The sequence below is a fragment of the Wohlfahrtiimonas sp. XWW7 genome (assembly GCF_056716055.1).
In genome coordinates this window covers 275,926-302,345 of the sequence record NZ_CP168032.1, presented here as the reverse complement: position 1 = coordinate 302,345, position 26,420 = coordinate 275,926, and the positions used below count along the sequence as shown (strand labels likewise).

Here is a 26,420-nt window from a genome sequence, read left to right as displayed (position 1 = left end):
ATATGATGGTGAAATTATCAGCAGTTTTAGCTTCGTTATTATTGGTTGTGGGTTGTAGTTCTGCGCCATATAAAACGCAATATACATTGAGCCCAGAAATTGGATCCTCGATCCCTGCGAGTGTTAAGCAAAAGCCATATTCTATCATTGTCAGTGATGTGAAATCTTTTGGTGCAGGCAAAAATACCGATATGACTTATTCTCGTGAAGCCAATGTTGTGGAGGCTTACACGAAAAGTGCTTGGGTTGAACCACCTGTTCAATTAGTGAAGGTTGCCTTAGCTAATGCTTTGATTGCATCGAATGCTTATCAGGATGTGTTAATGTCGCCAACTGCGATCAAAAGTCCTTATAAAGTAGATGCAACGATTCAAACAATGCAGCAGCAGTTTAACAATGGGCAGAGTAATATCGAGTTAAGTTTAATGGTTCGTTTGGTGAATACATCGAATCAGAAATTAGTCTTTTCAAAGATTTATGCAACCACAGAGCCTGTGATGTCCTTGAATGCGCAAGGTGGTGTTGAGGCTTACAATAAGGCCTTGGATCGTTTATTGCCAAATATCGTTCAAGATATTATTCGACGTTAAGAATATGCTTATGAAATATCAACATCTATTGGAAGCTTTGCCTGAGCCTAATTTTTCCAATTATACGCCTTTGACATTTCAAGGGCAGCAGATTGGATATGTGAATAAAGCACATATTGCTATATTTGACCAGTTTCCTAAAATTTTTCAATTTACATTTGGCAATTTGGCTGGGATGTTTGCGCAAGAATTTGTGGAAGATTCCATTGAAGATCGTTCAGATGCTTTGGCGGAACTGTCACAAAAATTGCGCGGTGCAGATTTGGTGCATAATTGGCGCCATGAACTTTTTTCTATTTATTTAGATGTGGAACGTCAAATCGAGATCTTTCAATTAGAGCGCGGCGTTGTGCCATTATTGGCTTTGCAAGCGCATGGCGTGCATTTGAATGGTTATACAATGATCAATGATGTGCCACATATTTGGATCGCGCAGCGTTCTGCTGATCGAGTGATTGCACCTTTGAAATATGATCAATTAGTTGCAGGTGGCTTGCCAGCCGAACTTTCTTTAAAAGAGAATTTATATAAAGAAGCGGGTGAAGAAGCAGGTATCGCTCAAGCATTAGTTGAACCAGCGAGATATGCGGGCAGTTTGCAATACATGACAGAAGATGAATTTGGTATTCGCAATGATGTTCTGCATTGTTTCGATGTGGAGCTACCAGAATCATTTGAGCCACACAATCAGGATGGTGAAGTAGAGCAATTTATGCGCTTGCCAGTTTCTGAAGTTATTTCATTGTTACAACAAAAAGATCAATTTAAACCTAACACCGCATTAGTGATGCTGAATTTCTTGTTGCGCCAAGGTTGGCTTGTTGTGAATGATGAAGAAAAAGCACGTTTAATGTCTTATTTTCATGTCGCAAATTAATGTATATTGAATCCTGATTGAAATATAACAATGAGGGATGAATATGGTTGAATGTAAAATAATTCATGGTGATACAGATCCATCGATCCAAGATGCATATTATGTACGTGATGTAGTTTTTACACAGGAACAAGGCTTTCCTGCGGATATTGATATTGATGATTATGACAAAATTGCATGGCAATGTATTCTTTATAGAGATGGTGCGGCAATCGGTACCGCACGATTAATTCCACAAGATAATATTGGCAAAATTGGCCGAGTGGCGATTTTGAAAGAGTTCCGAGGTTTGGGTTTAGGTTTCAAAATTATGGAAGCCATTTTAGATCAAGCTGAGAAATTATCTTATGAAAGCCTCAATTTATCTGCACAAGTTTATGCTGTACCATTTTATGAGAAATTAGGTTTCTCAGTTGTGGGTGATGAATATCTAGAAGATGGTGAACCTCACATCAACATGATTAAAACATTGATCGTGTAAGTTTATTCAATATCACTCTTGCTAGAGAGTGATATTTATTTTTAAGCTCGAAATTATTGATCTGTAATCTGCCAGTTAATTGGTGTTTTACCATGTGAGACTAAGTATTGATTAGCTTGAGAAAATGGTTTTGAACCAAAAAAGCCACGATAAGCAGATAATGGTGAAGGATGAACCGATGTAATGATGCAGTGCTTTGATTGATCAATCAAAGGAATTTTCTTCTGTGCATGGCTGCCCCATAAAATAAAGACAACATTCTCACATTGTTCATTGATTTCACGAATCGTTGCATCCGTCAGATGCTGCCAGCCAATATTAGAATGTGAGCCAGCCTTAGATGCTTCAACAGATAATGAAGTGTTCAATAGAAATACGCCTTGCTCAGCCCATTCTGTCAATGAACCATGATTAGGGATTTGAAATCCTTCAATATCATCCGCGAGCTCTTTGTACATATTGCGTAATGATGGTGGAATGGGGATGTTTTTATGGACTGAAAATGCTAATCCATTGGCTTGATTAGGGCCATGATAAGGATCTTGCCCTAAAATCACGACTTTGATATCAGCAGGGGATGTGAGTTGATAGGCAGTGAAACGCTCTTCTTCAGTCGGATAGATACTTGTAGTTGTTGTATCAACCTGAGAAATCTCATGGTAGATTTGTTTAAAATAAGGCTTTTGGGATTCTGTTTGTAGGAATTGTTGCCAAGAGTTGGGTGCAGTCATGTGGTTAATATTCATTTCAGTCAAAAAGTCTATTCTAGATTATAATGTACCGAATGATATTAATACCAGACATATAGTGGGGATATTTTGGTAGATGAAAAAAGGCGGCATTCGCGTTGGTACGAAATGCTAATATTCAGTGCATGGTTTCAGTTAATATTGGGGCTATTATGCGTGGCTATATTGCCAAGTATAATCATGTGGCCAACTTTATTGACGGACTTTTCTAATCTTGCAGATGTTCAAGTACACACAACGGTTGCAAATGGCGCAGCATATTGTATTGCTTTTTTATTGTATAAAAAATTACAACAATTTCCTGGTGCACGCACATTAGTTTATTTATTGCCATCTGTGACGATCTGTTGGGCCATTGCCATTGGTGTGATTTTATTATTGAGAATGGATTATTCCCGCCCCGCATTATTAATCGCATTCATTATTGCCAATGTTTTCTTAATTTTTGGTAATCAATTAAGTCGAAAATACCATCAACTAAAACTAGCAATTGTGCCTTTTGGGGATTATCAAGAGGTTTTAGATGTCCAAGCTGCGGATTATCGTATTTTAGAAGAGCCAGCATTAAATCGTATTCGTTATGATGCTGTTGTGGCAGATTTGCGAAGCGATATGCCTGATGAATGGCAAACCTTCTTAGCCAATTGTGCATTGGTGAATATCCCTGTGTATCATAGCCGATTAATGGTGGAGCAGTTAACAGGTAGAGTTAAAGTCACTCATTTATCTGAAAATATCTTTGGTGCACTTTATACAACTTCTTTTTATGGCATTGTGAAGCGCATTTGTGAGATTTTATTGGTTGTTATATTGTTGCCGTTATGGTTGCCATTAATGTTGATTTTTGGCTTGCTTGTTAAATTAGAAAGCAAAGGGCCAATGTTTTTTATTCAAGAACGTGTTGGTTTGGGTGATCGAGATTTCAAAGTCTATAAACTCCGCAGTATGTGCCAAGATTCAGAAAAAAAAGGTGCACAGTTTGCAACACAAGGCGATGCTCGTGTGACTAAAATTGGTAAATTCATTCGTAAAACACGCATAGATGAGATTCCGCAATTCATCAATATATTGAAAGGCGATATGAGTTTGATCGGTCCAAGACCAGAGCAACGCGTATTTGTGGAGCAATTCAAAAAAGAGATTCCTTTTTATTCGTATCGTCATGTGGTTCGCCCTGGGATTTCTGGCTGGGCACAAGTGACACAAGGTTATGCTGCTAACGCTGATGAAACAAGAGTAAAATTGGAATACGATTTATATTACATTAAGCATTTTTCATTTTGGTTGGATGTGTTGATTGTATTGAAAACGATTAGAACGATGCTGACAGGATTTGGGGCGAGGTAATGAAAATATTAGTCACAGGCGGTGCAGGCTTTATTGGCTCTGCTGTTGTTCGCCATATTATTAACAATACGAATGATACTATATTGAATGTTGATAAATTAACATATGCAGGCAACTTAGAATCATTGTGTTCCATTGAAAACAATCCTCGTTATCAGTTTGCTCAAGCAGATATTTGTGATGCTGTTGCTATGACAAAGCTATTCAATGAATTTCAACCAGATTTAGTGATGCATTTAGCCGCTGAATCTCATGTTGATCGCTCTATTGATGGGCCATCTGCCTTCATTCAAACGAATATTGTCGGCACATATAACTTGTTAGAAGTAGCACGATCATATTGGCAAAATTTAACCGATGATCAAAAAGCTATTTTCAAATTTCATCATATTTCAACAGATGAAGTTTATGGGGATTTAGCAGATACAGATGATTTGTTTACAGAGACAACATCTTATGCACCAAGCTCGCCTTATTCAGCAAGTAAAGCGAGCTCTGATCATTTAGTGCGCGCTTGGCAGCGTACTTATGGTTTGCCAACGATTGTGACCAATTGTTCCAATAATTATGGCCCTTATCATTTCCCTGAAAAGTTGATTCCATTAATGATTTTGAATGCCTTGGATGGCAAAGAATTGCCTGTTTATGGTAATGGTCAGCAGATTCGTGACTGGCTATATGTAGAAGATCATGCAAGAGCTCTTTATAAGGTGATCACTGAAGGTAAGATTGGCGAAACGTATAATATTGGTGGGCACAATGAAAAGGCCAATATTGATGTTGTGAAGACAATTTGTGCGATTTTAGACGAATTACAACCACAAGCCAATGGCCAAAAATATGAATCTTTAATCACTTATGTGAAAGATCGGCCTGGGCACGATTTACGTTATGCAATTGATGCAACTAAGATTAAGAAAGAGTTAAATTGGATGCCAGAAGAAACTTTTGAAACAGGTATTCGTAAAACTGTGGAATGGTATTTAAATAATTTAGAATGGTGTCGCAATGTACAAGATGGCAGCTATCAGCGTGAAAGATTAGGGGAAGGATCATAATGACAACTAAAGGTATTATTTTAGCGGGTGGTTCAGGCACTCGTTTATATCCGATCACTAAAGGTGTTTCTAAGCAGCTATTGCCAATTTACGATAAGCCAATGATTTATTATCCTTTATCTGTTTTGATGTTGGCAGGGATTCGTGAAGTTTTAGTCATCAGCACGCCAGAAGATATTGATGGGTTTAAACGTTTATTGGGTGATGGCACTCAATTAGGTATTGAGATTAAATATGCAGTGCAGCCAAGTCCAGATGGATTAGCTCAGGCATTCATCATTGGGGAAGAATTCATTGGCGATAGTAATGTTTGTTTAGTGTTGGGTGATAACATTTTTTACGGTCAAGGTTTTACACCAATGTTGAAGCAAGCTGTAAATCGTAAGAAAGGTGCGACCGTATTTGGTTATCAAGTGAAAGATCCTGAGCGCTTTGGTGTTGTGGAGTTTAATGAGCATAAACAAGCCATTTCTATCGAAGAAAAGCCTAAACAACCTAAATCAAACTTTGCTGTGACGGGATTATATTTCTATGACAATGATGTTGTAGAGATTGCCAAGCAAGTGAAGCCATCAGAACGTGGTGAGTTAGAGATTACTACAGTTAATCAAATATATTTAGAACGTGGCGATTTAAACGTGGAATTAATGGGGCGTGGCTTTGCTTGGTTAGATACAGGTACTCATGAAAGTTTATTAGAAGCGGGCATGTTTGTGGAGACCATAGAAAAGCGCCAAGGTTATAAAATCGCATGTTTAGAAGAGATTGCCTATAACAATGGTTGGCTCACTAAAGAGCAATTATTAACAATCGGGCAAAGCATGAATAAAAATGCTTATGGGCAATATTTGATTTCGTTGGTGGGTGAAGATGTCATTAGTTAATGTGATTGAATTTCCTATACTTGGAGATGAACGAGGCTCTTTGGTTGCTTTAGAAGCAATGAAAAATATTTCTTTTGAAATTAAGCGTGTTTATTACATCTTTGGTGCTGATCAAAATACACCACGAGGATTTCATGCCCACAAAGAATTACAGCAAGTGGCTGTGTGTGTGGCAGGTAAGTGTCGTATGATTTTAGATGATGGCTATACTAAAGAAGAAGTGTGGCTTGATTCACCTGAGAAAGCTGTATCTATTGGTAATTTATGGCATGAAATGCATGATTTTTCTCATGATTGTGTACTATTAGTATTGGCTAGTAATCATTACGATGAAGCAGATTATATTCGTGATTATGAAGAATTTTTGCAAGTGAGTTCAAAGTTATGAAAATGATTCTACAAAGTCATTCTATATATCTTCGTTTAGTCGAAGAGTCGGATGCTGAATTTATTTGTCAATTAAGAAACAATGAAAAACTCAATACATTTATTAGCAAATCCACTAGTGATGTGAATGCTCAAATTGAATGGATTCGTGCTTATAAACAAAGAGAAACTAATCATCAAGAATATTATTTTATTATTTGTCGTAATTGTGATGATTTGCCAATTGGTACAGTAAGGCTTTATGATTTTAAAGAAAACCCAAAATCATTTTGCTGGGGAAGCTGGGTATTAGACGATTGTCATAAAACTAAATATTCTGCGTTAGAAAGTGCATTATTGGTTTATGAGTTTGGATTTAATCAATTAGGCTTTGATCAGAGTCATTATGATGTGATGAAAGGTAATGATCAAGTGCATTCATTTCATTTGAAAATGGGAGCTGAAAAAACTTCAGAAGATGATATTAATGTTTATTATTATTTTCTGAAAGATAAGCATACTCAAAATATTCAGCGTTATAAGAGATTACTTAAGGTATAAACAAATGATTCCTTTTTTAGATTTGAAAAACATTAATGCTCGGTATCGAAATGCGTTGATTCTGGAGTGCATAAGTGATTAATTCATTAACTTCTATGCGCATGTTTTTTGCATTGTGTGTTTTCCTGAGTCATCTAAGTTTTTTAAATGATAGTAAACAATATAGTGAGATTTTTGATAGTGTTTTTTATGAAGGTTTTTTAGGGGTTAGTTTTTTCTTTATTCTGAGTGGCTTTATTTTATCATATAGTTATGGAAATAGATTAGAGAAACAGGAAGTTAGCAAGCGAGCCTTTTATGTCGCACGCTTAGCAAGAATATACCCAATTCATTGCGTAACTTTGATCATTGCAATTTTATTGGGTTTGCTTAGTAGCTCCGGTGCTAAATATATTTTACCCAATTTATTGTTAATACAAAGTTTTTCAAATAATTCTAGTATCTTTTTTTCGTTAAATGCTCCCGCTTGGAGCATCTCTGATGAAATGTTTTTCTATCTACTATTTCCAGCCATTATTTTATTGAAAATGCAGCATAAGGTATTAATTTTTAGTATGCTGGTTATAGTCATTATTTATCTAAATATAGCTTTATTAGAGGATAATAAACATTATTGGCTCTATATCTCACCTATTATTCGATTTGCAGATTTTCTCTTAGGAATGATTCTTTATCAAATATTTGTAATGATCAAGAACACAAAATATCAATATTTATCAAAGATATCTCTTTCTGTTTTAGAGCTTTTTACAATATTTATCTTTGTATTATTCTTTTATTTTCATAATGAAATTCCAATTAGTTATAGATATGCAGCTTATTATTGGGCACCAATGGTACTGATAATCTTAGTTTTCTCTCTTATTGGTAGTTGGCGTAATAAAGGAATCATTACTCATATTCTTTCAATGAGATTTTTTGTATGGCTGGGAGAAATTAGTTTTTGTTTTTACTTATTTCATCTTCTGATTATAAGAGTTCTAAATTATCTTAGAATAAAGTATGAATGGAATATAGATTTGTTATATTTTTCAGGAATTATATTTTTTCTAACGATTATAGTTAGTGCTATAGCATATCATTGTATAGAAAAACCTATGAATAAAAGGATTAAAAGTTGGCTATCATGATTCCATTTTTAGATTTAAAAAATATTAATGCTCAGTATAGAGAAGAATTAATTGCTGCATGTACAAAAGTAATTGATTCAGGTTGGTATATTGGTGGCTCTGAATTAGAGAGTTTTGAAAAAAACTTTGCAGAATATTGTGGCACAAAATATGCCATTGGTGTTGCCAATGGTTTGGATGCGTTAATCTTAACACTCAGAGCTTGGAAAGAGTTAGGTAAGCTTAAAGATGGTGATGAAGTAATTGTTCCATCTAATACCTATATTGCAAGTATTTTGGCAATTACTGCTAATGATTTAACACCAATTTTAGTTGAGCCTGATATTAATAGTTTTAATATTGATCCTGAAAAAATTAAACAGGCAATCACTACAAAAACTAAAGTAATTTTACCTGTGCATTTATATGGTCAATTGGCAAATATGCCTGAAATTATGGCAATTGCTGATGCTAATGATTTATTAGTATTAGAAGACTCTGCTCAATCGCATGGTGCATCTATTGATGGTAAGAAAGCTGGTAATTGGGGTGATGCATCTGGTTTTAGCTTCTATCCTGGTAAAAATTTAGGTGCTTTAGGTGATGCGGGCGCAGTGACAACTAATGATCCTAAATTAGCGGAGATGCTAAAAGCATTACGCAATTATGGTTCACATGAGAAATATAAAAACCTTGTGCCTGGTGTGAATAGTCGTTTGGATGAAATTCAGGCAGCGATGTTGAATGTTAAATTACCTTATATGGATAAGGAAGTAGCGCATCGACGTAAAATTGCCCATATGTATTTGCAAGGCATTAAAAATCCTTTGATTCATTTGCCTTTACATGACATCAATGCTGAAAAATATCAACAACATGTCTGGCACTTATTTGTGATTCGTACAGAATATCGTGAGGAGTTGCAAAAATACTTGCTAGATAATGGCGTTCAGACTTTAATTCATTACCCGATCCCACCACATAAACAGGAAGCTTATCAAGAATGGAATCATTTAAGCTATCCTATTTCTGAAAAAGTTCATAGTGAAGTGCTGAGTTTGCCAATGGGGCCGACTTTGAGCGAGTGTGATACGCAAAGAGTTATAGAACTTTGTAATAATTTCAGAGTGTAATATGGGATTATTTAAAACAAGTATATTAAATGGTATTGCTGTTTTAGTTAGAGTCATCACAGGCTTTTTATTAAATAAAATTTTAGCTGTCTATGTTGGCCCATCAGGTTATGCAGCCATGGGGCAATTTCAGAATTTTATTCAAATGGTAACATCGTTTTCTGGTGGTGCAATTAATACAGGCATCATTAAATATACCGCTGAATATTATGAAGATGCTGAAAAGCAGCGAGGAATATGGAGAACGGCAGGGAGTTTAGTTTTAATTTGTAGTTTTATATTTGCACTCTTGATTATGTTATTTAATGTTCAATTATCAAATTACATATTTAATACTGAAAAATATCGATCAGTTTTTATATGGTTCGCTATCTTTCTAATCTTTTTTAATTTTAATGCATTATTTTTGGCCATTTTAAATGGCAAAAAAGAAATTGTAAAACTTGTGATTGCTAATATTTTAGGAAGTGTATTCTCATTAGTAATCACATCAATGTTAGCTATTCAGTATCAGTTATATGGTGCACTTGTTGCATTATCTATTTATCAATCTCTTGCATTTTTTGTAACATTAATTTTATGTTACCGAGCTACGTGGTTTAAGTTGTCCTATTTATTCGGAAAAATAGATCCGAGTATTACTAAAAGATTAGGCGCTTTCGTTGTGATGGCGTTGGTAAGTGCTGTATGTGTGCCGCTCTCTCAGATCGCTATTCGTTATTATTTAACAAAAGAGTTTAGTTTGGAATATGCTGGATATTGGGAGGCAATGATCCGTTTAAGTGCTACTTATTTAATGTTAGTGACGACTACATTAAGTGTGTATTATTTGCCTCGTTTATCAGAATTAACCAATATTATTGATATAAAGAAAGAAGTCTATCGGGGATATCAATTTATTTTTCCACTTGCATTGATCTCTGGTTTATTTGTTTATCTATGCAGGGATTTAATTATTAGGATTTTGTTTACAGACTCATTTTTACCAATGGAGCAATTATTTTTATGGCAGATGATTGGTGATTCCTTGAAAATTGGCAGTTGGATATTAGCATTTTTAATGTTAAGTAAAGCCATGACTAAGTTGTTTGTGATCACTGAGATTTTATTTGCGATTAGTTCTGTAGTTTTGACGATAGCTGGAACAAAATTATTTGGATTTGAAGGTGTATCTATTGCACATATTGTGAATTATGTGGTTTATTGGATATTTATGGCCGTATTTGTGTTTAAACGTTTGAGAGAATAGTAAATGGGTGTAGAAAAAAAACCTTTAGTTTCCGTTGTTATTCCTTGTTATAACCATGAAAATTTTGTTCAAGAATGTATTCAAAGTATTATTGATCAGGATTATCAAAATATAGAGTTGATTATTATAGATGATGGCTCTAAAGATAATTCTGTACAAAAAATTGAAGAAATGCGTGAAGTATGTGAAAAACGTTTTGTTCGTTTTGAATTTAGGCATAGACCAAATAAGGGCGTTTGTGCGACGTTGAATGAGGCTGTTTCATTATCTCTAGGTAGCTTTATAGCAATTTCTGCATCAGATGATATTTCATTGAGTACTAGGATTACACTGACAGCGCTAGCTATTGAAGAAAATAATGCAGATGTGGTTTTTGGCAATGTTGTTGCTAAAATAGATAGCCGTTCAAAGCAATTTAAGCCTAGAAAGATAGAATCCACACAAATTACTTTTGAAGATGTTTTTTTGAGGAAAATTATTCCATTTGCACCAACCGCATTGTTTAGAGCTAGTAGTTTAGAATCGGTGGGGGGATTTGATCCTAGTTTTAAGATAGAAGATTATAATTTGTGGCTAAAAATGACAAGTTTAAATTATAAGCTAATTAATATAAGTGATGACTTAGTTATATATAGAATACACGATAATAATTTATCTAGTAATTATGAGCTTTTAAACGATGAGGTATTACAAATTATTAATCAATATTCAACTCATAAATTAATTGGTAAGGCTAATAGCATATATAAAACATTAATGTTTAATTGTTACTCAGGTCTAAATAAAAGAAAAGCTTTGAAAATACTATATACCTCAAAATTAGAATATTTTAGCAGGACTTTTTTTTTAGGATTATGTAAATTATTTTTTCCTAAAAAATTTATTGAATGGTTGAGGTCTAAATTATTATGATGAATGACAGAAAGAAAATAGTTTTGTTTACAGAAACCATGGAGACGATGGGTGGCGTGGAAAGAGTTGTTGCTTTTTTGACTAATGGTTTAAAAGATGAATATGATGTAAGAATTTTAACCATGTATGGGAAAGAGTGTACGTATTTCGATATTGATTGCCCAATCGATACTCTTGATATAAAAACTCATGCAAATAGCTTTAAAAATAAGATTCAACGTTATTTTCAAACGATTATAAAGTTAAAAATGTATCTTAAACAGAATTCTGGTATTGATTATTTTGTTGCTAATTCTCATGCAATGAGTGGTTCTGCAATGTTACTTAAAGTATTAACAAATACCTCTATAAAAATGGTTCTATTTGAACATAGTAAATTTATGTTTTCTAGTGGGATATGGAGGTTTGTACGACATTATACATTTAGAAAAGCACACAGAGTGATTGCGTTAACAGAAGATGCTCATCAAGAGTATTTAAAAATTGAGGCACCTTCAGTGCATATTTCAAATGCTGTAACTATTGAGATAGAAAAATTATCTTCGATGAGTAAGAAAAAATTAATAGCAGTAGGTAGATTAGTCTATTCAAAAGGCTTTGATACCCTATTACCAGTGTGGAGAGAAGTTGTGAAAAGCTATCCTGATTGGCAGCTAGAAATTGTGGGCGATGGTGAGGATGCTGCAAAGCTCAAAGCTTTAGCAATAGAGCTAAAAATTGATGGCAATATGACTTTTTTTGGGCACACTAATAATGTGCAAGAGCGTTATTTAGATGCTTCTGGATTTATTTTAAGTTCTCGTTATGAAGGTTTTTGTCTGGTGATGATTGAAGCGATGGCACACGGATTACCATGTATTAGCTTTGATTGTGAATCTGGTCCTAATGAAGTGATTGAGGATGGTGTGAATGGTTATTTGGTAGAAGATCAAAATAGTAAAGACTTGGAGGATAAAATTAAGCAATATATCGCTTTAACAGAAATAGAGAAACAAAAAATGTCACATAATGCTAAAGAAACTTCATTGAGATACTCTCCTGAAATTATATTAGAGCGATGGAAGAAAGAAGTTTTGAATGATTAATATTTGGTACTCTAGAAATGAAAATCGGAATTACATTAAAGCCAACGGCTTATACGCCAGAAGCCTTTGCCTATGATAAATATTTACAGTCAAAAGGACATAGTGTTCAATTAGATTATGCAGAAAATCTAGATGCTGACAATGATATTAATATTTATTTCATGGGAACTCGTCCATTTTGGAAACAAAAGATAGGTAGGGCTATTGAAATTCATGAATACCAGAGTCTATCAGTTCCTCCGTATTCTCGTCTAAAAGACATAATTAAAAAGGTTATTAATAAAAAACCTCAAGGCCGTATATTTTTAAATAATTTTGTTAAAACCGATTTGAATTTTACAGACAATTGTCCATACATTACGCGAGATATGGGTGTTGATGATGCATTCTTTTCTTTAATGCAAGAAAGTTGTGAAAAAGAATATGATATTGTCTACTCAGGTACGATAGATGCACGTATTGGGCTCGTTAATATGTTACATGCGCTTGCAATACAAGGTTATAGCATTTTGGTCATCGGTAATATTTCGACTGATAGCCAAAAGTATTTAGAGTCGACTGATAATGTACAATGTATAGGCAAAGTTGCTTATCAGGATTTGCCTGAGTTATATCGTAAAGCTATATATGGTTTGAACTATACGCCCGATATTTATCCTTTTAATGTTCAAACAAGCACTAAAACCTTAGAGTATTTGGCATCGGGGTTAAAGCTTATTAGTAATAGATATGATTGGATAGAACAATTTTGTATTAAACATCATTATTCACCTATTTGGTTAGAGGGTTTGATAGATGGGCAAGGGCTGGTAGATATTGATTTGAATAATAATTCACCCAATATGGAAGAATATCGATGGTCTTCTATTTTAGAAAATGCACAGTTTGACGAATTTTTATTAAGTTTATTGAAAGAATAACTTGTTATGAAGAAAATCATCCTCATTGGCACAACTGCCTCAATGACCATTCAATTTAGGCAGGATTTGATTAAATTATTGGTCAGCCAAAATTGGCAAGTTTATACTTTTGTGTGTGAATATAATGATGCTCAGTTAGATGCTTTACAATCATTAGGCGCAATCCCTGTGACTTACAAAATGAGTCGTGGAGGATTGAATCCTTTGGCTGATATCCGTGCAATGTTTCAGTTAAAGAAAAAAATCTCACAAATTCAACCTCAAATAGTGTTTTCTTGTTTTGCGAAACCTATAGTTTACGGAACATTGGCAGCAAAAATGGCAAAGGTTCCCTATGTTGTTGGAATGCTAGAAGGTTTAGGTCATGCATTTACTGAGCAGCCAGATGGGCAAAGCTTAAAAACCAAGCTCATTAAAACTGTACAGATTCTTTTATATAAAGTGGCACTGCCGAAATTGGATCAGATTATTTTTTTAAATCCTGATGATCCTAAAGATCTATTAGAAACTTATCATATTAAGACTAAAAAAATGGATGTATTGGGCGGGATTGGCTTGGATTTAAATCACTATACATATAGCCAACCAATCATTGATCCTATAAACTTTTTATTCATTGGTCGATTGTTAAAAGAGAAAGGTATTTTTGATTTTATTCAAGCTGCTAGAATTGTTAAATCACAATATCCCAATGTAAAATTTACAGTGCTTGGCAGTATTGATCCTCATAACCAAGGGGCATTGTCTCAAGAACAATTGGATACATTATTAAATGAAAAGTTATTTGAGTATCCAGGTTATGTTTTGAATATTCAGGACTGGATTCATCAATCATCAGTATTTGTTTTACCATCGTATCGTGAAGGTGTGCCAAGAAGTACGCAAGAAGCAATGGCGATTGGTCGTCCTGTAATTACAACGGATGTTCCAGGTTGTAGAGAAACAGTTAGCGATGGCGTGAATGGCTTTTTGGTGCCTAAATGGAATGCTGAAGCTTTAGCAAAAAAAATGATTTATTTCATTGAAAATTCTGAACAAGTTAATCAAATGGGGCAGGAAAGTCATAAAATTGCATTAGAGCTGTTTGATGCTGACAAGGTGAATCATAAATTGTGTAAACTATTGGGCATTGAAATTTCTAAGTCATAATTTTTACGGGAGCATCATGATCAAAAAAGCTATTTTGCCTGTTGCTGGCCTCGGCACACGTTTTTTACCTGCAAGCAAAGCCATTCCAAAAGAGATGGTGACAGTTGTGGATCGCCCTGTGATCGAATATGTGGTGAAAGAAGCTGTCAAGGCTGGCATTACTGAGATTATTTTAGTGACTCATTCTTCCAAAGCTTCGATTGAAAACTATTTTGATCGTAATTTTGAATTAGAGACAACTTTAGGCAATAAGAAAAAATATGATCTATTGGCAGAAATTACCAATATCGTGCCAGACAATGTCAAAATCATAGCAGTGCGCCAACCTGCACCATTGGGACTTGGGCATGCTGTATTGTGTGCGAAAAGCGTTGTGGGTGATGATGATTTTGTAGTGTTATTGCCAGATGTGCTCATTAAAAACAGTGGTGCAGATCATGATCTAACCACGATGATCGAACGCTTTAATGCGTCAAAATTTGCACAAATTATGGTGGAAGCAGTGCCTGATCATTTGGTTGATCAATATGGCATTGTGGATGTTGCGAGCATTCCAAGTGAAGGGCAAAGCATTGTGATGCAAGGCATAGTGGAAAAGCCAGCAGTTGCAGATGCGCCTTCTAATTTATCCGTCGTTGGCCGTTATGTATTGCCTGCAAAGATCATGGCATTATTAGAAAAAACTCCCAAAGGTGCAGGTAATGAAATTCAGCTAACGGATGCGATTGCTATGCTGCAAGCTACAGATATGATCGAAGCCTATCGCATGCAAGGGCAAACATTCGACTGTGGTAGTAAATTAGGTTATCTCAAGGCGGTATTGCATTATGGTATCGAGCATCCAACTTTAGGGGATGATTTTAAAACTATGATCAAGGATCTAGATTTATCATGAAAATAGCGATTTGTGGTGCGACATTGCAAGCAGCCACGATGGTTGCTGTATTTGCAAGATATGGTCACACAATTGTTTGGCATCATGACAACGATGTGGATGATCCTTTGCTTGAAATATCTGATCCATCTTTACAGGCACATTTATCTAATTTGTATGATAAAGGCATCATTCAGTTGTCTGATAGCATAGAAAATCTATCAGAACATACAGAATGTTATCTATTTTGCTATGGGCCAATGGCCATTGAGCAAGCGTTAATGTGCGCCCAACAAATTGCTAAGTTTGACTTAAAGCATCGCTTAATGATCAATGGTTCAACTTTTGGATTACATGGCACAGAGAAGTTGCAAGCAATTTTACCTGATGATCATTGGGCATATTTGCCAGATACCATTCAAGAAGGTAATGCAATTGGTAGCTTTGTGAATGCAACTCAGATGATTGTTGGCTTAATCTCTGATGATACAAAAATGATGATGAAAGAGCTGCTTCGCCCGATGTTTCCATTGGATCATCAAATTTTATTCATGCCAGTTTTAGATGCAGAATTTGCTAAACTCAGCATTTCAGGCATGTTGGCAACGCGCATTAGCTATATGAATGATTTAGCCAATGTGGCTGAAAAATTGGGCGTAGATATTTTGAATGTGAAGCAGGGAATGGCGGCAGATTCTCGAATTGGTGCAACTTATTTATCACCAGGTGCAGGTTTTGGTGGTGAAAATTTTTCACAAGATATTTTAATGCTCTCTAAGGAAGTTTCTAAAATGGGCGGTAAAAGTCGTTTATTGGAACAAGTTTGGGAGATCAACGAGGATCAAAAGGAAGTTTTATTCCGTAAATTATGGCATTACTATCAAACAAATCTCAAAGATAAAACCATTGCCATTTGGGGCGCTGCATTTAAGGAGAATACTGCAAGCATTCATAATTCACCAGTGCATAAAATGATTGATGCACTGTTGGCGCAAGATGTAAAAATTCAATTGTATGATCCACAAGCCAATCACGAGATTTTTGAGCTTTATAATGATTGCATTGAGATCTGCCAAGATGAATATCAAGCATTAAAGAATGCTGATGCGTTGTGCGTTTTAACGCCATGGGCACAATTTTATAATCCTGATTATTCATTGATGAAAACATTAATGAACCATCCATTGATTTTGGATGGCCGAAATATTTATGATCCCGAATTTATGCGCAATCAAGGTTTTATTTATGAAGGAATTGGGCGCATATGACATTACAACAATTAGCAGATCATTTAAAACAGACGAATTTGTCCAAATTATTTAAAAATCCTGAAAGATTTCAGCAGTTTTCACGCAGTTTTGAAGGTTTAACATTTGATTTTAGTAAGCAAAGGTTAGATCACAATGCGCTAGATACATTGATGACGTTGGCAGAAGAGAAAGCTCTGAAATCTTGGATTCAGCGCCTCTTTTCTCAAGAATGTATTAACGATACAGAAAATCGCGCAGCAATGCATTGGGCGCTGCGTTTGCCTGAAAATTGTGAGGAACATGCAGATTTAGCGCGAGAAGTTCATGGGCAATTGCAACGAATGTATCGTTTAGTTGAACAAATTCATAAAGGGCAATATCGTGGTGCAACGGGCGAAGTTGTCACAGATGTTGTGAATATTGGCGTGGGCGGTTCTGATTTAGGGCCGCTGATGGTGACGCATGCGTTATCGGATTTTAAAGTGCCAACAGCTAAGCCTTTAACGATGCATTTTGTATCTACAATGGATGGCAGCCAGTTATCGGATTTATTGCACCAATTACGCCCAGAAACGACATTGTTCATCATTTCATCCAAATCATTTGGCACGATCGATACATTGTCCAATGCAGAAACTGTACGATCATGGTTAATTAAAGCATTGGGGCAAAGTGATGCTGTTTTACATAATCATTTTGTGGCGGTTTCCACTAATGTTAAAAAAATGACAGCTTGGGGCATTCATCCTGATCGACAGTTTTTAATGTGGGATTGGGTGGGTGGTCGTTATTCCTTATGGTCATGCATTGGTTTGCCCATTGCTTTAACAATTGGTGTGGATGGATTCAAAGAGTTTTTAGCTGGTGCGCACAGAATGGATCAACACTTTCAATCTGCTGATTTTGAGGAAAATTTCCCTGTATTATTAGCGATGATCGGTGTTTGGAATGCCAATTATCTGAATATGCAAACCCATGCAGTTTTGCCTTATGATGGCAGAATGAAATATTTTGCTGCGTATTTGCAGCAGTTAGAGATGGAATCCAATGGTAAATCCACTCAACGCAATGGGGAAAATGTTGAATGGACAACGTGCCCGATTGTTTGGGGCGAAGTTGGGCCTAATGCTCAGCATGCATTTTATCAGTTATTGCATCAAGGTACACAAGCGGTGAGTTCTGATTTCATCGCGCCCATTCAGCGTTATACCGCAAAGCAATTCACTTATGCGGATAATGAAGATGAGTTGATTGAGCAACATCATTTGGCTTTAGCGAACTGTTTGGCGCAATCTCGTTTATTGGCATTTGGCAGTCAATCATTATCAAAAGAGGAGTTGGTTAATTTACCTAAATATCAACATTATGAAGGGAATCAGCCAAGCTCTACATTATTAATGGATGAATTAAATCCACATACTTTGGGTATGTTGATTGCTTTGTATGAACACAAAGTATTTGTGCAATCTGTCATTTGGAATATCAATCCTTTTGATCAATGGGGCGTTGAAAAAGGTAAAGCAATTGCTAACCAAATTTTACCGATTTTAAATGGGGAATCATCGAGCATAGATGATTTGGATGCATCAACGCAGGGATTAATACAATTATTAGTGGGGAAATCACATGGCTAGCATTTTAGTAACGGGCGGCGCGGGTTATATTGGTTCGCACACATGTATTGAATTATTGGAAGCAAATCATGAAGTGATTGTACTGGATAATTTATCCAATAGTTCAGAGGAATCTTTGCGCAGAGTGCAGCAATTGACAGGCAAATCATTAACTTTTATTCAAGGTGATATTCGTAGCTCTGATGATCTGGATGCAATTTTTACACAATATAATATTAATGCCGTGATCCATTTTGCAGGTTTAAAAGCTGTAGGTGAGAGCCAGAAAATTCCACTGGCATATTTTGATAATAATATTTCAGGTTCCATCACTTTAGTGAAATCGATGGAAAAAGCTGGCGTATTCAATTTGGTATTCAGTTCATCTGCTACAGTTTATGATGAAGCGAATGTTTCGCCATTGAATGAAGATATGCCAACGGGCATGCCAAGCAATAATTATGGTTATACAAAATTGATTGTAGAGCAAATGCTTGAAAAAACAGCGTTGGCGGATGATCGTTGGTCGATTGCGTTATTGCGTTATTTTAATCCTGTGGGTGCGCATAAAAGCGGTTTAATTGGGGAAGATCCTCAAGGTATTCCTAACAATTTAATGCCGTATATTACGCAAGTTGCCGTTGGCAAGCGTGAAAAATTATCTATCTTTGGTAATGATTATGACACAGTTGATGGTACAGGCGTTCGTGATTATATTCATGTGGTGGATTTAGCTTCAGCGCATTTATGTGCATTGAATAATCGTTTGCAAAATAAAGGTTGCCGAGCTTGGAACATTGGTACGGGCAATGGTAATTCTGTTTTGCAGGTGAAAAATGCTTTTGAAGCGGTGAATAATGTGCCTGTTGCTTTTGAGTTTGCACCGCGCCGTTCAGGTGATGTGGCAGTTTCTTATGCTGATAATACGCGAGCTGTGACAGAATTAGGCTGGCAAGCAAAACATGATTTGAACGATATGCTGGCAGATAGCTGGCATTGGCAGAAGAAAAATCCTAAGGGATATCAAGAATAAATGATCCATAAAAAAGCGCAGAATTCTGCGCTTTTGGGTTTTTTATGCTTGAATAATATGGGTTAACTCATCCACATATTTTTGCATTGGTTTTGGATTTTTATCACTTCTGCTTTCGATGTTTAAGCGTAACAATGGTTCTGTATTGGATGCTCTAACATTTAAGCGCCAAGCACCAAAATCTAAACTAATGCCATCAGTTTTATCAATGAGAGGATTTTGATCAGCAAAATGATCCATAATTTTTTGGATTGTCACTCGAGTATCTTCAACTTTGAAGTTGATTTCTCCGCTGCATGGGAATTTAGCAATCATATTTTCAACGAGTGAAGATAATGATTGTTTTGTGTCTGACATCACAGAAATGGCCAATAACCATGGAATCATGCCACTATCACAATAAGAAAAATCACGGAAATAGTGATGTGCACTCATTTCACCGCCATAAATGGCATTGTGTTCACGCATTTTTTCTTTAATGTAAGAATGGCCTGATTTAGATTGCACTGCGATACCTTTATATTGATCAACAATATCAAAAGTATTCCAAACCAATCGAGGATCATGGACAATTTTTTCACCTGATTGTTTCAATAAAAATGCTTGAGCCAATAAACCTACAATGTAGTAGCCTTCGATGAATTGCCCTTTTTCATCAAATAGGAAACAGCGGTCAAAATCGCCATCCCAAGCAATGCCTGCATCTGCCTGATGCTCAATGACTGCATTGGCGGTTGCGGCACGATTTTCCACCAAAATAGGATTAGGGATGCCATTGGGGAAATTACCATCTGGATCATTATGAATTTTAATCAATTCAACAGGAATATTGAGCGCTTTAAATTTATCTTCAATTGCATCCACAACATGGCCAGCAGCACCATTGCCTGCATTCATCACTAATTTCATTGGGCGAATTTTAGCTGGATCAATGTACGTTAATAAATGCTCAATATATTCAGGCAAAATATTATAGTGTTCTGTTGTGCCTTTAATATTGACTTCATTAAAGTTGCCAGATTCTGCTAATGTTTGAATCGCTTTTAATCCACTTTCTGCACCAATTGGGCGAGCATTTTCACGCACTAACTTCATGCCGTTATAATCCATAGGATTATGGCTGGCTGTGATTTCAATGCCACCTTGAACATCTAAATGGAACGCACCAAAGTAAACTTCTTCAGTACCTGTTAAGCCCAAATCTAAAACGTTGACACCAGCATCATTCAATCCTTGAATCGTTGCTTGCTTGAGTGATTCGCTTGTTAAACGAACATCACAGCCCACAACAATGGTTTTTGGTTGATAAATTTGACCATAAGCACGGCCAATTCTGTAGGCGATCTCTTCGTTGAGTTCTGTACCGAGTTTGCCACGAATGTCGTAGGCTTTGAAGCAGGTTAAGTTCATCATAAATTTTTACTTTGAATAAATGGTTGTGAATAATGTGCCTTGAGGCTTTACGTTGCTAGATGTGATGTTATAGCTGATACTTTGAATATTATTTGGAAGGTTTTTAAACTTAACTCCCATGAGATATTGATTATTGATCGCTAGGGTAATTAATGGACGTGATATTTCGTATAGCTTACCATTTGCCCCCATTATTTTTAGATGTATATATTTATGATCAGAAGTTAAATCCTGTGAGGATGACAGAATCAATGTCGAACCATTGTGATACCACTGTTTGAATATAGATTTTTCTGAATTTATAACTTTAGCAGGATATCTCTTGATAAGAGAATAATCATACTCCATGGGAAGTATTGTGATTTTTGAAGTTTGATAAAAATCTCCCATTGCTTGAGTATCAACATGTTGATCTAAAGCATCTCTTTTTCTGAGTGAAGGAGGATAGTAAAAATCGGGTAGAATGATAGATGTTAGTTTCTTTTCTTTTGTTGTAGAAATTTCTTCTAATATCAATTTTTCTTGATAGTGTAATGATAAATAAGACTTAAATATTAATGAAGCAGAGATTATAAATATACACGATAAAACTATATATAAAGACCATAATAGCTTCCGAAAATATTTAATTTGTGTAGACAATAAGAAATGAATAAGTATGCCATTAGATAATAACAAAAATAGAATCGGACCACTTAAAGATCGTGAGGATAATAGTGGTGACATAACCATTGAAGAAAGGCTTAAAAATGATAATGAAAAAAGAGTTAGACAAATAGTTCTGAGCTGTTTAGGTAAATTGTTTTTACAAGCAATCCAAAATAATAAAGAGGTTGGTAGGATAATCGGGGTCATTTTAGTGAGCCCAGTTGGTAATGTATAGGCTACAAATTGAAAAATTCGTGTAAAAAAGCTTAAGGCATAAAAATCATCAAATGCTCCACTATGAGCTCTGGCTGAGTTACCAGGACTAAATATCATGAAGCTAAAGGAAGTGACAACAAGGACAGAGGATAGCCAAACTTTGTAGTCAGAGTTTTTTTTGTAGATAATGAAAGAAGTACTTAAGGAAAAAAGTAGGACAATCCAAGTCGTATTTTCACTGCTAAATCCGACTATGCTGGAAATTAATATAAGCAGAATGTATGAAATATAATTACGTTTTTGATAATACAGAGTGAGTAGGAATAGATATATAACAATTAATAGGTTGGTATAAAGATAGTTAGCAGCTCCAACAACCCAAAATAAAGTTTGCCCAAGTGTCGGATTAGTTACCCAATAAATAATAAATAGTAAAATAAAAGACAGAATAGAATATTTCTGTTTGAGGATATATGAGGGTAGATAGGATATTAAAAAAATCATCAATATCGCAGAACAAGAGATAATAGAGCTTTGTACGGCTTTATTAGGGATATGTAGTAATGCAACACTGATGTAATCAGCAAAAAATCTGCCACTCCATGTAAGATAATGATTGATATGTTTATCGAGGCTAAGGCCTAAATTGTAATATGAGAAATCATCGGATTGCATAGGGCTTAGATAGGTAATGTACGCAACCAACAAAAAGCCAATGATTATTGGCAAAGAGAATAAGATTTGTAGAGATCTGCTTTTTTGAAATGTATCATTAATCATCGTGTTTTCTACTCTTTAAAATAAACTTAGGGCGCTGTTTGGTTTCAATGTAAATTCTTCCAATATATTCACCAAGTACTCCGATGCCGATTAATTGAATGCCACCTAAAAACAGAATGGATACAAGTAGTGAAGGGTAACCAGGCACAGGGTTTCCAAAGAATAGTTTATTGAGCATCATATAAACACCATACAGAAACGCAAAGCTTGCAACAAAAAATCCTATATAAGTCCAAATGCGAAGTGGTGCAGTTGAAAAACTTGTAATGCCTTCTAAAGCTAGGTTCCATAGTTTCCAACCATTGAATTTTGTATTACCTGCGGATCTTTCTGCGCGTGTATATTCAACAATTGCTGTTTTACCACCAACCCAAGATAAAACGCCTTTCATGAATAGATTGCGTTCTGGCAGTTGTTTGATGTTTTCGACAACTTCGCGAGACATTAAACGAAAGTCACCAACATTCTCTTCAATTTTTGGCTGGCTAATTTTGTTGTGTAACTTATAGAATAGCTCTGCTGATTTTCTTTTGATAGCGCTGTCACTTGAGCGATCGACTCTTTTTGCTAACACGACATCGAAACCTTCTTGCCATTTTTGAATCAACTCAGGAATGATTTCAATAGGATCTTGTAAATCGACATCGATAGGAATCACAGCATCGCCAGTTGCATGTTCTAAACCAGCAAATAACGCAGGTTCTTTACCGAAATTTCTTGTGAAACTTAAAGCTGTTACTGAAGAATCTGATTTTTCTAGCATATTAATGAGATTTTCAGTTTGGTCGCGGCTGCCATCATTAATGAAGACCATTTCTATGTCATAATCTTTTAAAAATTCTGCATCTTTAATTGCGTTATAAAAGATGGGAATGGCTGCTTCTTCATTATAAACAGGGATGATTAGGGAAATTTTCATAATATTTTATTGTCACATTTATTTAAATACGATCCATTTTGAATAGAGATAACCTAACATCAAGCTGATTATTGAAAATGAAATGAGCGTCATAATAGGATGTAGGTTAAATTTATCTGCAATTAACCCAGTAGTATAACTCAACATGCCCATAAATAAGGTGAATAAAATATATCGCAGGCTTGTTGGGCTTTTATTAAATGTAAATTTAGCATTCATAAAAAAAGAAAAAGTAACCGCAACCATAAATCCAATCAAATTGGCTGTAGATTGGCTAAAATCCAGTAGTGCAATACAAACACCAAAAAATAACCAATGCAAGCAGGTATTCAGAACACCAATAGATATATATTTTAAGAACATAATGATTCTAATATTTGATTATTAAGAGTCGCATTGTAAACTTTTGGGGATAATCATGTAAAATCATTCTACTTAATTATCAACATCTGGAAAATCATGTCTAACAAAACTTTCTTAATCATCGATGGTTCTAACTTTTTATTCCGCGCTTATCATGCTTTGCCACCTTTAACGACAAGAGCTGGCCGTCCAACTGGGGCGATTCGCGGTGTGATTACGATGTTTCAAAAGTTATTGGATAGTTTTGATCCTGCATATGTTGCTGTCACTTTCGATGCGAAAAGTAAAAGTTTTAGAAGTGATATTTACGCTGATTACAAAGCGCATCGTCCGCCGATGCCAGATGATCTGCGTGAACAAATTGCACCCTTAATGGATGTTGTGGATTTGATGGGTTTGCCACGTTTAATCATCGATGGCATCGAAGCAGATGATGTGATTGCAACATTATCCATTGAGGCTAAAGAGAAAGGCTTTAATGTGATCATTGCATCGAGCGATAAAGATTTGGCGCAGCTCGTGGATGATCAGATCAAAATGTATGATGGCATGAAAAATCAAATGATTGATCGTGATGGTGTGTTTGATAAACATGGCGTTTATCCTGAATCCATTCGCGATTATTTATCATTAATGGGCGATAAAGCCGATAATATTCCAGGTGTTGAAGGCGTTGGGCCAAAAACAGCGGCCAAATGGTTGGCAGAGTATCAAACGCTGGAAGGCATTATAGAAAATGCTGAAAAAATTAAAGGTAAAGTTGGTGAGCGTTTGCGTAACTCGATGGATCAGTTGGCGCTGTCTAAAAAGCTTACAACTTTGGTGATGGATGCAGAATTGCCATACAAAGTAGAAGAGTTGGAATTGCGTGATGCAAATGTAGAAGGGTTAACAGAGCTTTATACAGAGTTTGAGTTCCACTCTTTATTGAAGCAATTGCTGGCAGGAAAGCCCAATAGTACATTTAAGCCAATGTTGAATACAATTGTGTCAGCACCTAGAACAACAGAATGGATCATGCCTCGCAAGCCTGATTTTCAGGATTACCGTGCGATTACAACATTGAAGGATTTGGATGCTTATATTGCGCGTATTCCTAAAGCTTATCGTTTAGCCATTGATACAGAAACCGATGGATTGGATTTCATGCAAGCGAAATTAGTTGGCATTTCGTTATCGATTGCAGCAGGTGAAGGCATTTATATTCCTGTTCAGCATGATCTATTGGTTGCACCTGAGCAGTTGTCTTTGCAAGATGTCATTGCACGCTTGAAACCAGTGTTAGAAAATCCTGAAATTGCTAAAGTCGGGCAAAACCTCAAGTTTGATTGGCACATTTTGCAACGCTACGGTATTACGTTAAATGGCATTGCAGATGATACGATGCTCGCGAGTTATGTTTGGAATGCCACAGAAAAGCACAACATGGATGATCTTGCGCTGAAATATCTTGATCATACAACAACACCATTTGAAGAGATCGCAGGCAAAGGTCGCGCGCAAAAGACTTTCAATGAAATACCATTAGAAACTGCAACGCACTACGCAGCGGAAGATGCCGATATCACATTGCGTTTATGGCAAGCTCTGAAGCCGAGAGTGGATTCTATTGAATCGTTGAAATCACTGTATGAAACGATCGAAATGCCATTGTTAACGGTTTTAGCGAAAATGGAACATGATGGGATTTTGGTGGATGTAGATCATCTAGAAGCATTCAGTGCAGAGTTGGCAGAGCGTTTAACGAAGTTAGAAAACGAAGTTTATCATTTGGCAGGTGAAGAGTTTAACTTGAGTTCGCCGAAGCAGTTAGGTGAAATTCTATTTGGTAAATTGGGCTTGCCTGTGATTAAGAAAACGGCGAAAGGGCAGCCTTCCACGAATGAAGAGGTGCTTCAAGAATTGGCGCTTGATTTCCCATTGCCAAAGCACATCATTGAATATCGTGAATTATCTAAGTTGAAATCCACTTATACAGATGCTCTAGTTGCAGAAGTGGATGCGACAACCAAACGCATTCATACATCATTTAATCAAGCTTTAACTTCAACTGGGCGATTGTCTTCATCGAAGCCAAATCTACAAAATATTCCTGTGCGTACAGAAGAAGGTCGAAAAATTCGCCAAGCTTTCATTGCGAAAGATGGTTATAAAATGATCTCTGCTGACTATTCACAAATTGAATTGCGTTTGATGGCGCATTTTTCAGGCGATGAAACATTGATTGCGGCGTTTAAAAATGATTTAGATATTCATAGAGCAACAGCTTCAGAAGTTTTCCATACGCCATTAGAGGAAGTTTCAGGTGAATTGCGTCGTTCAGCGAAAGCGATTAACTTTGGTTTGATCTATGGAATGGGCGCATTTGGTTTGGCGAAGCAGTTGGGCATTGCTCGGGCGCAAGCGCAGGATTATATTCAGCGTTATTTCAGCCGTTATCCGAGCATTTTGCAGTTCATGGAAGATGCTAAAGATAAAGCCCGTCAATTGGGTTATGTGGAAACATTGTTAGGTCGCCGTTTGCCATTACCTGATATCAATAGTACGAATCATATGATGAAATCAGGCGCTGAACGTGTTGCGGTGAATGCACCATTGCAAGGCACAGCTGCGGATATTATTAAATTAGCGATGATCGAAGTGGATCAACAATTAGTAGCATCAGGTTTAGATGCAAAAATGTTATTACAAGTGCACGATGAATTGATTCTAGAAGTTGTGGAAAAAGATGCGGAAGCAGCAGCAACATTACTTAAAAATGCGATGGAAAAAGTCATTGAATTAAAAGTGCCATTAAAAGTTGAAGTGGCAATTGGTGATAATTGGGATGAGGTTCATTAA

The 26,420-nt window shown here is 35.9% G+C and carries 25 protein-coding genes; 20 read left to right on the top strand and 5 right to left on the bottom strand.

Going from position 1 to position 26,420, the window contains the following annotated elements; translation table 11 throughout:
- Nucleotides 1-2 precede the first annotated feature (2 nt).
- From ACA100_RS01515 to ACA100_RS01505, 3 genes are read left to right on the top strand one after another with little or no spacing between them, the layout of a single operon-like run.
- Nucleotides 3-590: an ABC-type transport auxiliary lipoprotein family protein gene (locus ACA100_RS01515; protein ID WP_481078259.1), complete on the top strand. Its 588-nt coding sequence runs from the start codon at nt 3-5 to the stop codon at nt 588-590.
- A 10-nt stretch (nt 591-600) separates the two neighbouring features.
- Nucleotides 601-1,467 (top strand): NUDIX hydrolase, encoded by an 867-nt coding sequence (locus ACA100_RS01510; RefSeq protein ID WP_481078258.1) that lies wholly within the window; start codon nt 601-603, stop codon nt 1,465-1,467.
- A gap of 43 nt (nt 1,468-1,510) precedes the next feature.
- On the top strand, nt 1,511-1,948 hold the full coding sequence (locus ACA100_RS01505; protein ID WP_481078257.1) for a GNAT family N-acetyltransferase: 438 nt from the start codon (nt 1,511-1,513) through the stop codon (nt 1,946-1,948).
- A 53-nt stretch (nt 1,949-2,001) separates the two neighbouring features.
- On the opposite strand, the gene ung is transcribed toward ACA100_RS01505, so the two are convergent.
- Nucleotides 2,002-2,679, bottom strand: a complete 678-nt coding sequence (ung, locus tag ACA100_RS01500; RefSeq protein ID WP_481078256.1) for a uracil-DNA glycosylase — start codon at nt 2,677-2,679, stop codon at nt 2,002-2,004.
- A gap of 198 nt (nt 2,680-2,877) precedes the next feature.
- Here ung and ACA100_RS01495 point away from each other — a divergent pair, with 198 nt between their 5' ends.
- The 16 genes from ACA100_RS01495 to galE all read left to right on the top strand — a co-directional run bounded on the left by ACA100_RS01495 (nt 2,878) and on the right by galE (nt 19,240).
- The gene (locus tag ACA100_RS01495) at nt 2,878-4,044 is read left to right on the top strand and encodes an exopolysaccharide biosynthesis polyprenyl glycosylphosphotransferase (protein ID WP_481078255.1); all 1,167 of its coding nucleotides are present in this window, start codon (nt 2,878-2,880) and stop codon (nt 4,042-4,044) included.
- On the top strand, nt 4,044-5,102 hold the full coding sequence (gene rfbB / locus ACA100_RS01490) for a dTDP-glucose 4,6-dehydratase (protein WP_481078254.1): 1,059 nt from the start codon (nt 4,044-4,046) through the stop codon (nt 5,100-5,102). The genes ACA100_RS01495 and rfbB overlap by 1 nt, the downstream gene beginning before the upstream one ends.
- Entirely contained in the window at nt 5,102-5,986 is an 885-nt protein-coding gene (gene rfbA / locus ACA100_RS01485) for a glucose-1-phosphate thymidylyltransferase RfbA (protein ID WP_481078253.1), read from the top strand. Before rfbB ends, rfbA begins: the two co-directional genes overlap by 1 nt.
- A complete protein-coding gene (locus ACA100_RS01480) occupies nt 5,973-6,374 on the top strand; it encodes a sugar 3,4-ketoisomerase (RefSeq protein ID WP_481078252.1) in 402 nt (133 codons plus the stop codon). Before rfbA ends, ACA100_RS01480 begins: the two co-directional genes overlap by 14 nt.
- Nucleotides 6,371-6,913: a GNAT family N-acetyltransferase gene (locus ACA100_RS01475; RefSeq protein ID WP_481078251.1), complete on the top strand. Its 543-nt coding sequence runs from the start codon at nt 6,371-6,373 to the stop codon at nt 6,911-6,913. Before ACA100_RS01480 ends, ACA100_RS01475 begins: the two co-directional genes overlap by 4 nt.
- A gap of 74 nt (nt 6,914-6,987) precedes the next feature.
- On the top strand, nt 6,988-8,043 hold the full coding sequence (locus tag ACA100_RS01470) for an acyltransferase family protein (RefSeq protein ID WP_481078250.1): 1,056 nt from the start codon (nt 6,988-6,990) through the stop codon (nt 8,041-8,043).
- On the top strand, nt 8,040-9,155 hold the full coding sequence (locus ACA100_RS01465) for a DegT/DnrJ/EryC1/StrS family aminotransferase (protein WP_481079088.1): 1,116 nt from the start codon (nt 8,040-8,042) through the stop codon (nt 9,153-9,155). Before ACA100_RS01470 ends, ACA100_RS01465 begins: the two co-directional genes overlap by 4 nt.
- A gap of 1 nt (nt 9,156) precedes the next feature.
- Nucleotides 9,157-10,404, top strand: coding sequence for an O-antigen translocase (locus tag ACA100_RS01460; protein WP_481078249.1), 1,248 nt, complete (start codon nt 9,157-9,159; stop codon nt 10,402-10,404).
- Nucleotides 10,405-10,407: 3 nt separating this feature from the next.
- Entirely contained in the window at nt 10,408-11,316 is a 909-nt protein-coding gene (locus ACA100_RS01455; protein ID WP_481078248.1) for a glycosyltransferase family 2 protein, read from the top strand.
- A complete protein-coding gene (locus ACA100_RS01450) occupies nt 11,313-12,401 on the top strand; it encodes a glycosyltransferase family 4 protein (protein WP_481078247.1) in 1,089 nt (362 codons plus the stop codon). Before ACA100_RS01455 ends, ACA100_RS01450 begins: the two co-directional genes overlap by 4 nt.
- A 17-nt stretch (nt 12,402-12,418) precedes the next feature.
- Nucleotides 12,419-13,321 (top strand): glycosyl transferase, encoded by a 903-nt coding sequence (locus tag ACA100_RS01445; RefSeq protein ID WP_481078246.1) that lies wholly within the window; start codon nt 12,419-12,421, stop codon nt 13,319-13,321.
- A gap of 6 nt (nt 13,322-13,327) precedes the next feature.
- Nucleotides 13,328-14,470 (top strand): glycosyltransferase family 4 protein, encoded by a 1,143-nt coding sequence (locus ACA100_RS01440; protein WP_481078245.1) that lies wholly within the window; start codon nt 13,328-13,330, stop codon nt 14,468-14,470.
- A gap of 16 nt (nt 14,471-14,486) precedes the next feature.
- Nucleotides 14,487-15,365 carry a UTP--glucose-1-phosphate uridylyltransferase GalU gene (galU, locus tag ACA100_RS01435; RefSeq protein WP_481078244.1) on the top strand — a complete coding sequence of 293 codons (879 nt, stop codon included), beginning with the start codon at nt 14,487-14,489 and terminating at the stop codon, nt 15,363-15,365.
- A complete protein-coding gene (locus ACA100_RS01430) occupies nt 15,362-16,612 on the top strand; it encodes a nucleotide sugar dehydrogenase (protein ID WP_481078243.1) in 1,251 nt (416 codons plus the stop codon). Before galU ends, ACA100_RS01430 begins: the two co-directional genes overlap by 4 nt.
- Nucleotides 16,609-18,228: a glucose-6-phosphate isomerase gene (gene pgi / locus ACA100_RS01425; RefSeq protein WP_481078242.1), complete on the top strand. Its 1,620-nt coding sequence runs from the start codon at nt 16,609-16,611 to the stop codon at nt 18,226-18,228. The genes ACA100_RS01430 and pgi overlap by 4 nt, the downstream gene beginning before the upstream one ends.
- On the top strand, nt 18,221-19,240 hold the full coding sequence (gene galE, locus ACA100_RS01420) for a UDP-glucose 4-epimerase GalE (protein ID WP_481078241.1): 1,020 nt from the start codon (nt 18,221-18,223) through the stop codon (nt 19,238-19,240). Before pgi ends, galE begins: the two co-directional genes overlap by 8 nt.
- Nucleotides 19,241-19,282: 42 nt before the next feature.
- Here galE and ACA100_RS01415 read toward each other — a convergent pair whose 3' ends face one another.
- The 4 genes from ACA100_RS01415 to ACA100_RS01400 are packed head-to-tail and all read right to left on the bottom strand — an operon-like array spanning nt 19,283 to nt 23,579.
- Nucleotides 19,283-20,653, bottom strand: coding sequence for a phosphohexomutase domain-containing protein (locus tag ACA100_RS01415; RefSeq protein WP_481078240.1), 1,371 nt, complete (start codon nt 20,651-20,653; stop codon nt 19,283-19,285).
- 6 nt (nt 20,654-20,659) lie between these two features.
- Nucleotides 20,660-22,297, bottom strand: a complete 1,638-nt coding sequence (locus ACA100_RS01410; protein ID WP_481078239.1) for a DUF6056 family protein — start codon at nt 22,295-22,297, stop codon at nt 20,660-20,662.
- Nucleotides 22,290-23,216, bottom strand: coding sequence for a glycosyltransferase family 2 protein (locus ACA100_RS01405; protein ID WP_481078238.1), 927 nt, complete (start codon nt 23,214-23,216; stop codon nt 22,290-22,292). The genes ACA100_RS01410 and ACA100_RS01405 overlap by 8 nt, the downstream gene beginning before the upstream one ends.
- 18 nt (nt 23,217-23,234) lie before the next feature.
- Nucleotides 23,235-23,579, bottom strand: a complete 345-nt coding sequence (locus ACA100_RS01400; RefSeq protein ID WP_481078237.1) for a GtrA family protein — start codon at nt 23,577-23,579, stop codon at nt 23,235-23,237.
- Between the two features lie 96 nt (nt 23,580-23,675).
- Between ACA100_RS01400 and polA the strand changes: the two genes are divergently transcribed.
- Nucleotides 23,676-26,420, top strand: coding sequence for a DNA polymerase I (gene polA, locus ACA100_RS01395; protein ID WP_481078236.1), 2,745 nt, complete (start codon nt 23,676-23,678; stop codon nt 26,418-26,420).

Bases quoted from the DNA above. Each gene is read 5' to 3' on its own strand.
- ACA100_RS01475 (WP_481078251.1), top strand. From the start codon at position 6,371: ATGAAAATGATTCTACAAAGTCATTCTATATATCTTCGTTTAGTCGAA.
- pgi (WP_481078242.1), top strand. From the start codon at position 16,609: ATGACATTACAACAATTAGCAGATCATTTAAAACAGACGAATTTGTCC.
- ACA100_RS01430 (WP_481078243.1), top strand. From the start codon at position 15,362: ATGAAAATAGCGATTTGTGGTGCGACATTGCAAGCAGCCACGATGGTT.
- ACA100_RS01480 (WP_481078252.1), top strand. From the start codon at position 5,973: ATGTCATTAGTTAATGTGATTGAATTTCCTATACTTGGAGATGAACGA.
- ACA100_RS01440 (WP_481078245.1), top strand. From the start codon at position 13,328: ATGAAGAAAATCATCCTCATTGGCACAACTGCCTCAATGACCATTCAA.
- polA (WP_481078236.1), top strand. From the start codon at position 23,676: ATGTCTAACAAAACTTTCTTAATCATCGATGGTTCTAACTTTTTATTC.
- ACA100_RS01465 (WP_481079088.1), top strand. From the start codon at position 8,040: ATGATTCCATTTTTAGATTTAAAAAATATTAATGCTCAGTATAGAGAA.
- galU (WP_481078244.1), top strand. From the start codon at position 14,487: ATGATCAAAAAAGCTATTTTGCCTGTTGCTGGCCTCGGCACACGTTTT.
- ACA100_RS01515 (WP_481078259.1), top strand. From the start codon at position 3: ATGATGGTGAAATTATCAGCAGTTTTAGCTTCGTTATTATTGGTTGTG.
- rfbB (WP_481078254.1), top strand. From the start codon at position 4,044: ATGAAAATATTAGTCACAGGCGGTGCAGGCTTTATTGGCTCTGCTGTT.
- ACA100_RS01410 (WP_481078239.1), bottom strand. From the start codon at position 22,297: ATGATTAATGATACATTTCAAAAAAGCAGATCTCTACAAATCTTATTC.
- ACA100_RS01405 (WP_481078238.1), bottom strand. From the start codon at position 23,216: ATGAAAATTTCCCTAATCATCCCTGTTTATAATGAAGAAGCAGCCATT.
- ACA100_RS01400 (WP_481078237.1), bottom strand. From the start codon at position 23,579: ATGTTCTTAAAATATATATCTATTGGTGTTCTGAATACCTGCTTGCAT.
- rfbA (WP_481078253.1), top strand. From the start codon at position 5,102: ATGACAACTAAAGGTATTATTTTAGCGGGTGGTTCAGGCACTCGTTTA.
- ACA100_RS01450 (WP_481078247.1), top strand. From the start codon at position 11,313: ATGATGAATGACAGAAAGAAAATAGTTTTGTTTACAGAAACCATGGAG.
- ACA100_RS01445 (WP_481078246.1), top strand. From the start codon at position 12,419: ATGAAAATCGGAATTACATTAAAGCCAACGGCTTATACGCCAGAAGCC.
- ACA100_RS01495 (WP_481078255.1), top strand. From the start codon at position 2,878: ATGTGGCCAACTTTATTGACGGACTTTTCTAATCTTGCAGATGTTCAA.
- ung (WP_481078256.1), bottom strand. From the start codon at position 2,679: ATGACTGCACCCAACTCTTGGCAACAATTCCTACAAACAGAATCCCAA.
- ACA100_RS01455 (WP_481078248.1), top strand. From the start codon at position 10,408: ATGGGTGTAGAAAAAAAACCTTTAGTTTCCGTTGTTATTCCTTGTTAT.
- ACA100_RS01460 (WP_481078249.1), top strand. From the start codon at position 9,157: ATGGGATTATTTAAAACAAGTATATTAAATGGTATTGCTGTTTTAGTT.
- ACA100_RS01415 (WP_481078240.1), bottom strand. From the start codon at position 20,653: ATGATGAACTTAACCTGCTTCAAAGCCTACGACATTCGTGGCAAACTC.
- ACA100_RS01505 (WP_481078257.1), top strand. From the start codon at position 1,511: ATGGTTGAATGTAAAATAATTCATGGTGATACAGATCCATCGATCCAA.
- ACA100_RS01510 (WP_481078258.1), top strand. From the start codon at position 601: ATGAAATATCAACATCTATTGGAAGCTTTGCCTGAGCCTAATTTTTCC.
- galE (WP_481078241.1), top strand. From the start codon at position 18,221: ATGGCTAGCATTTTAGTAACGGGCGGCGCGGGTTATATTGGTTCGCAC.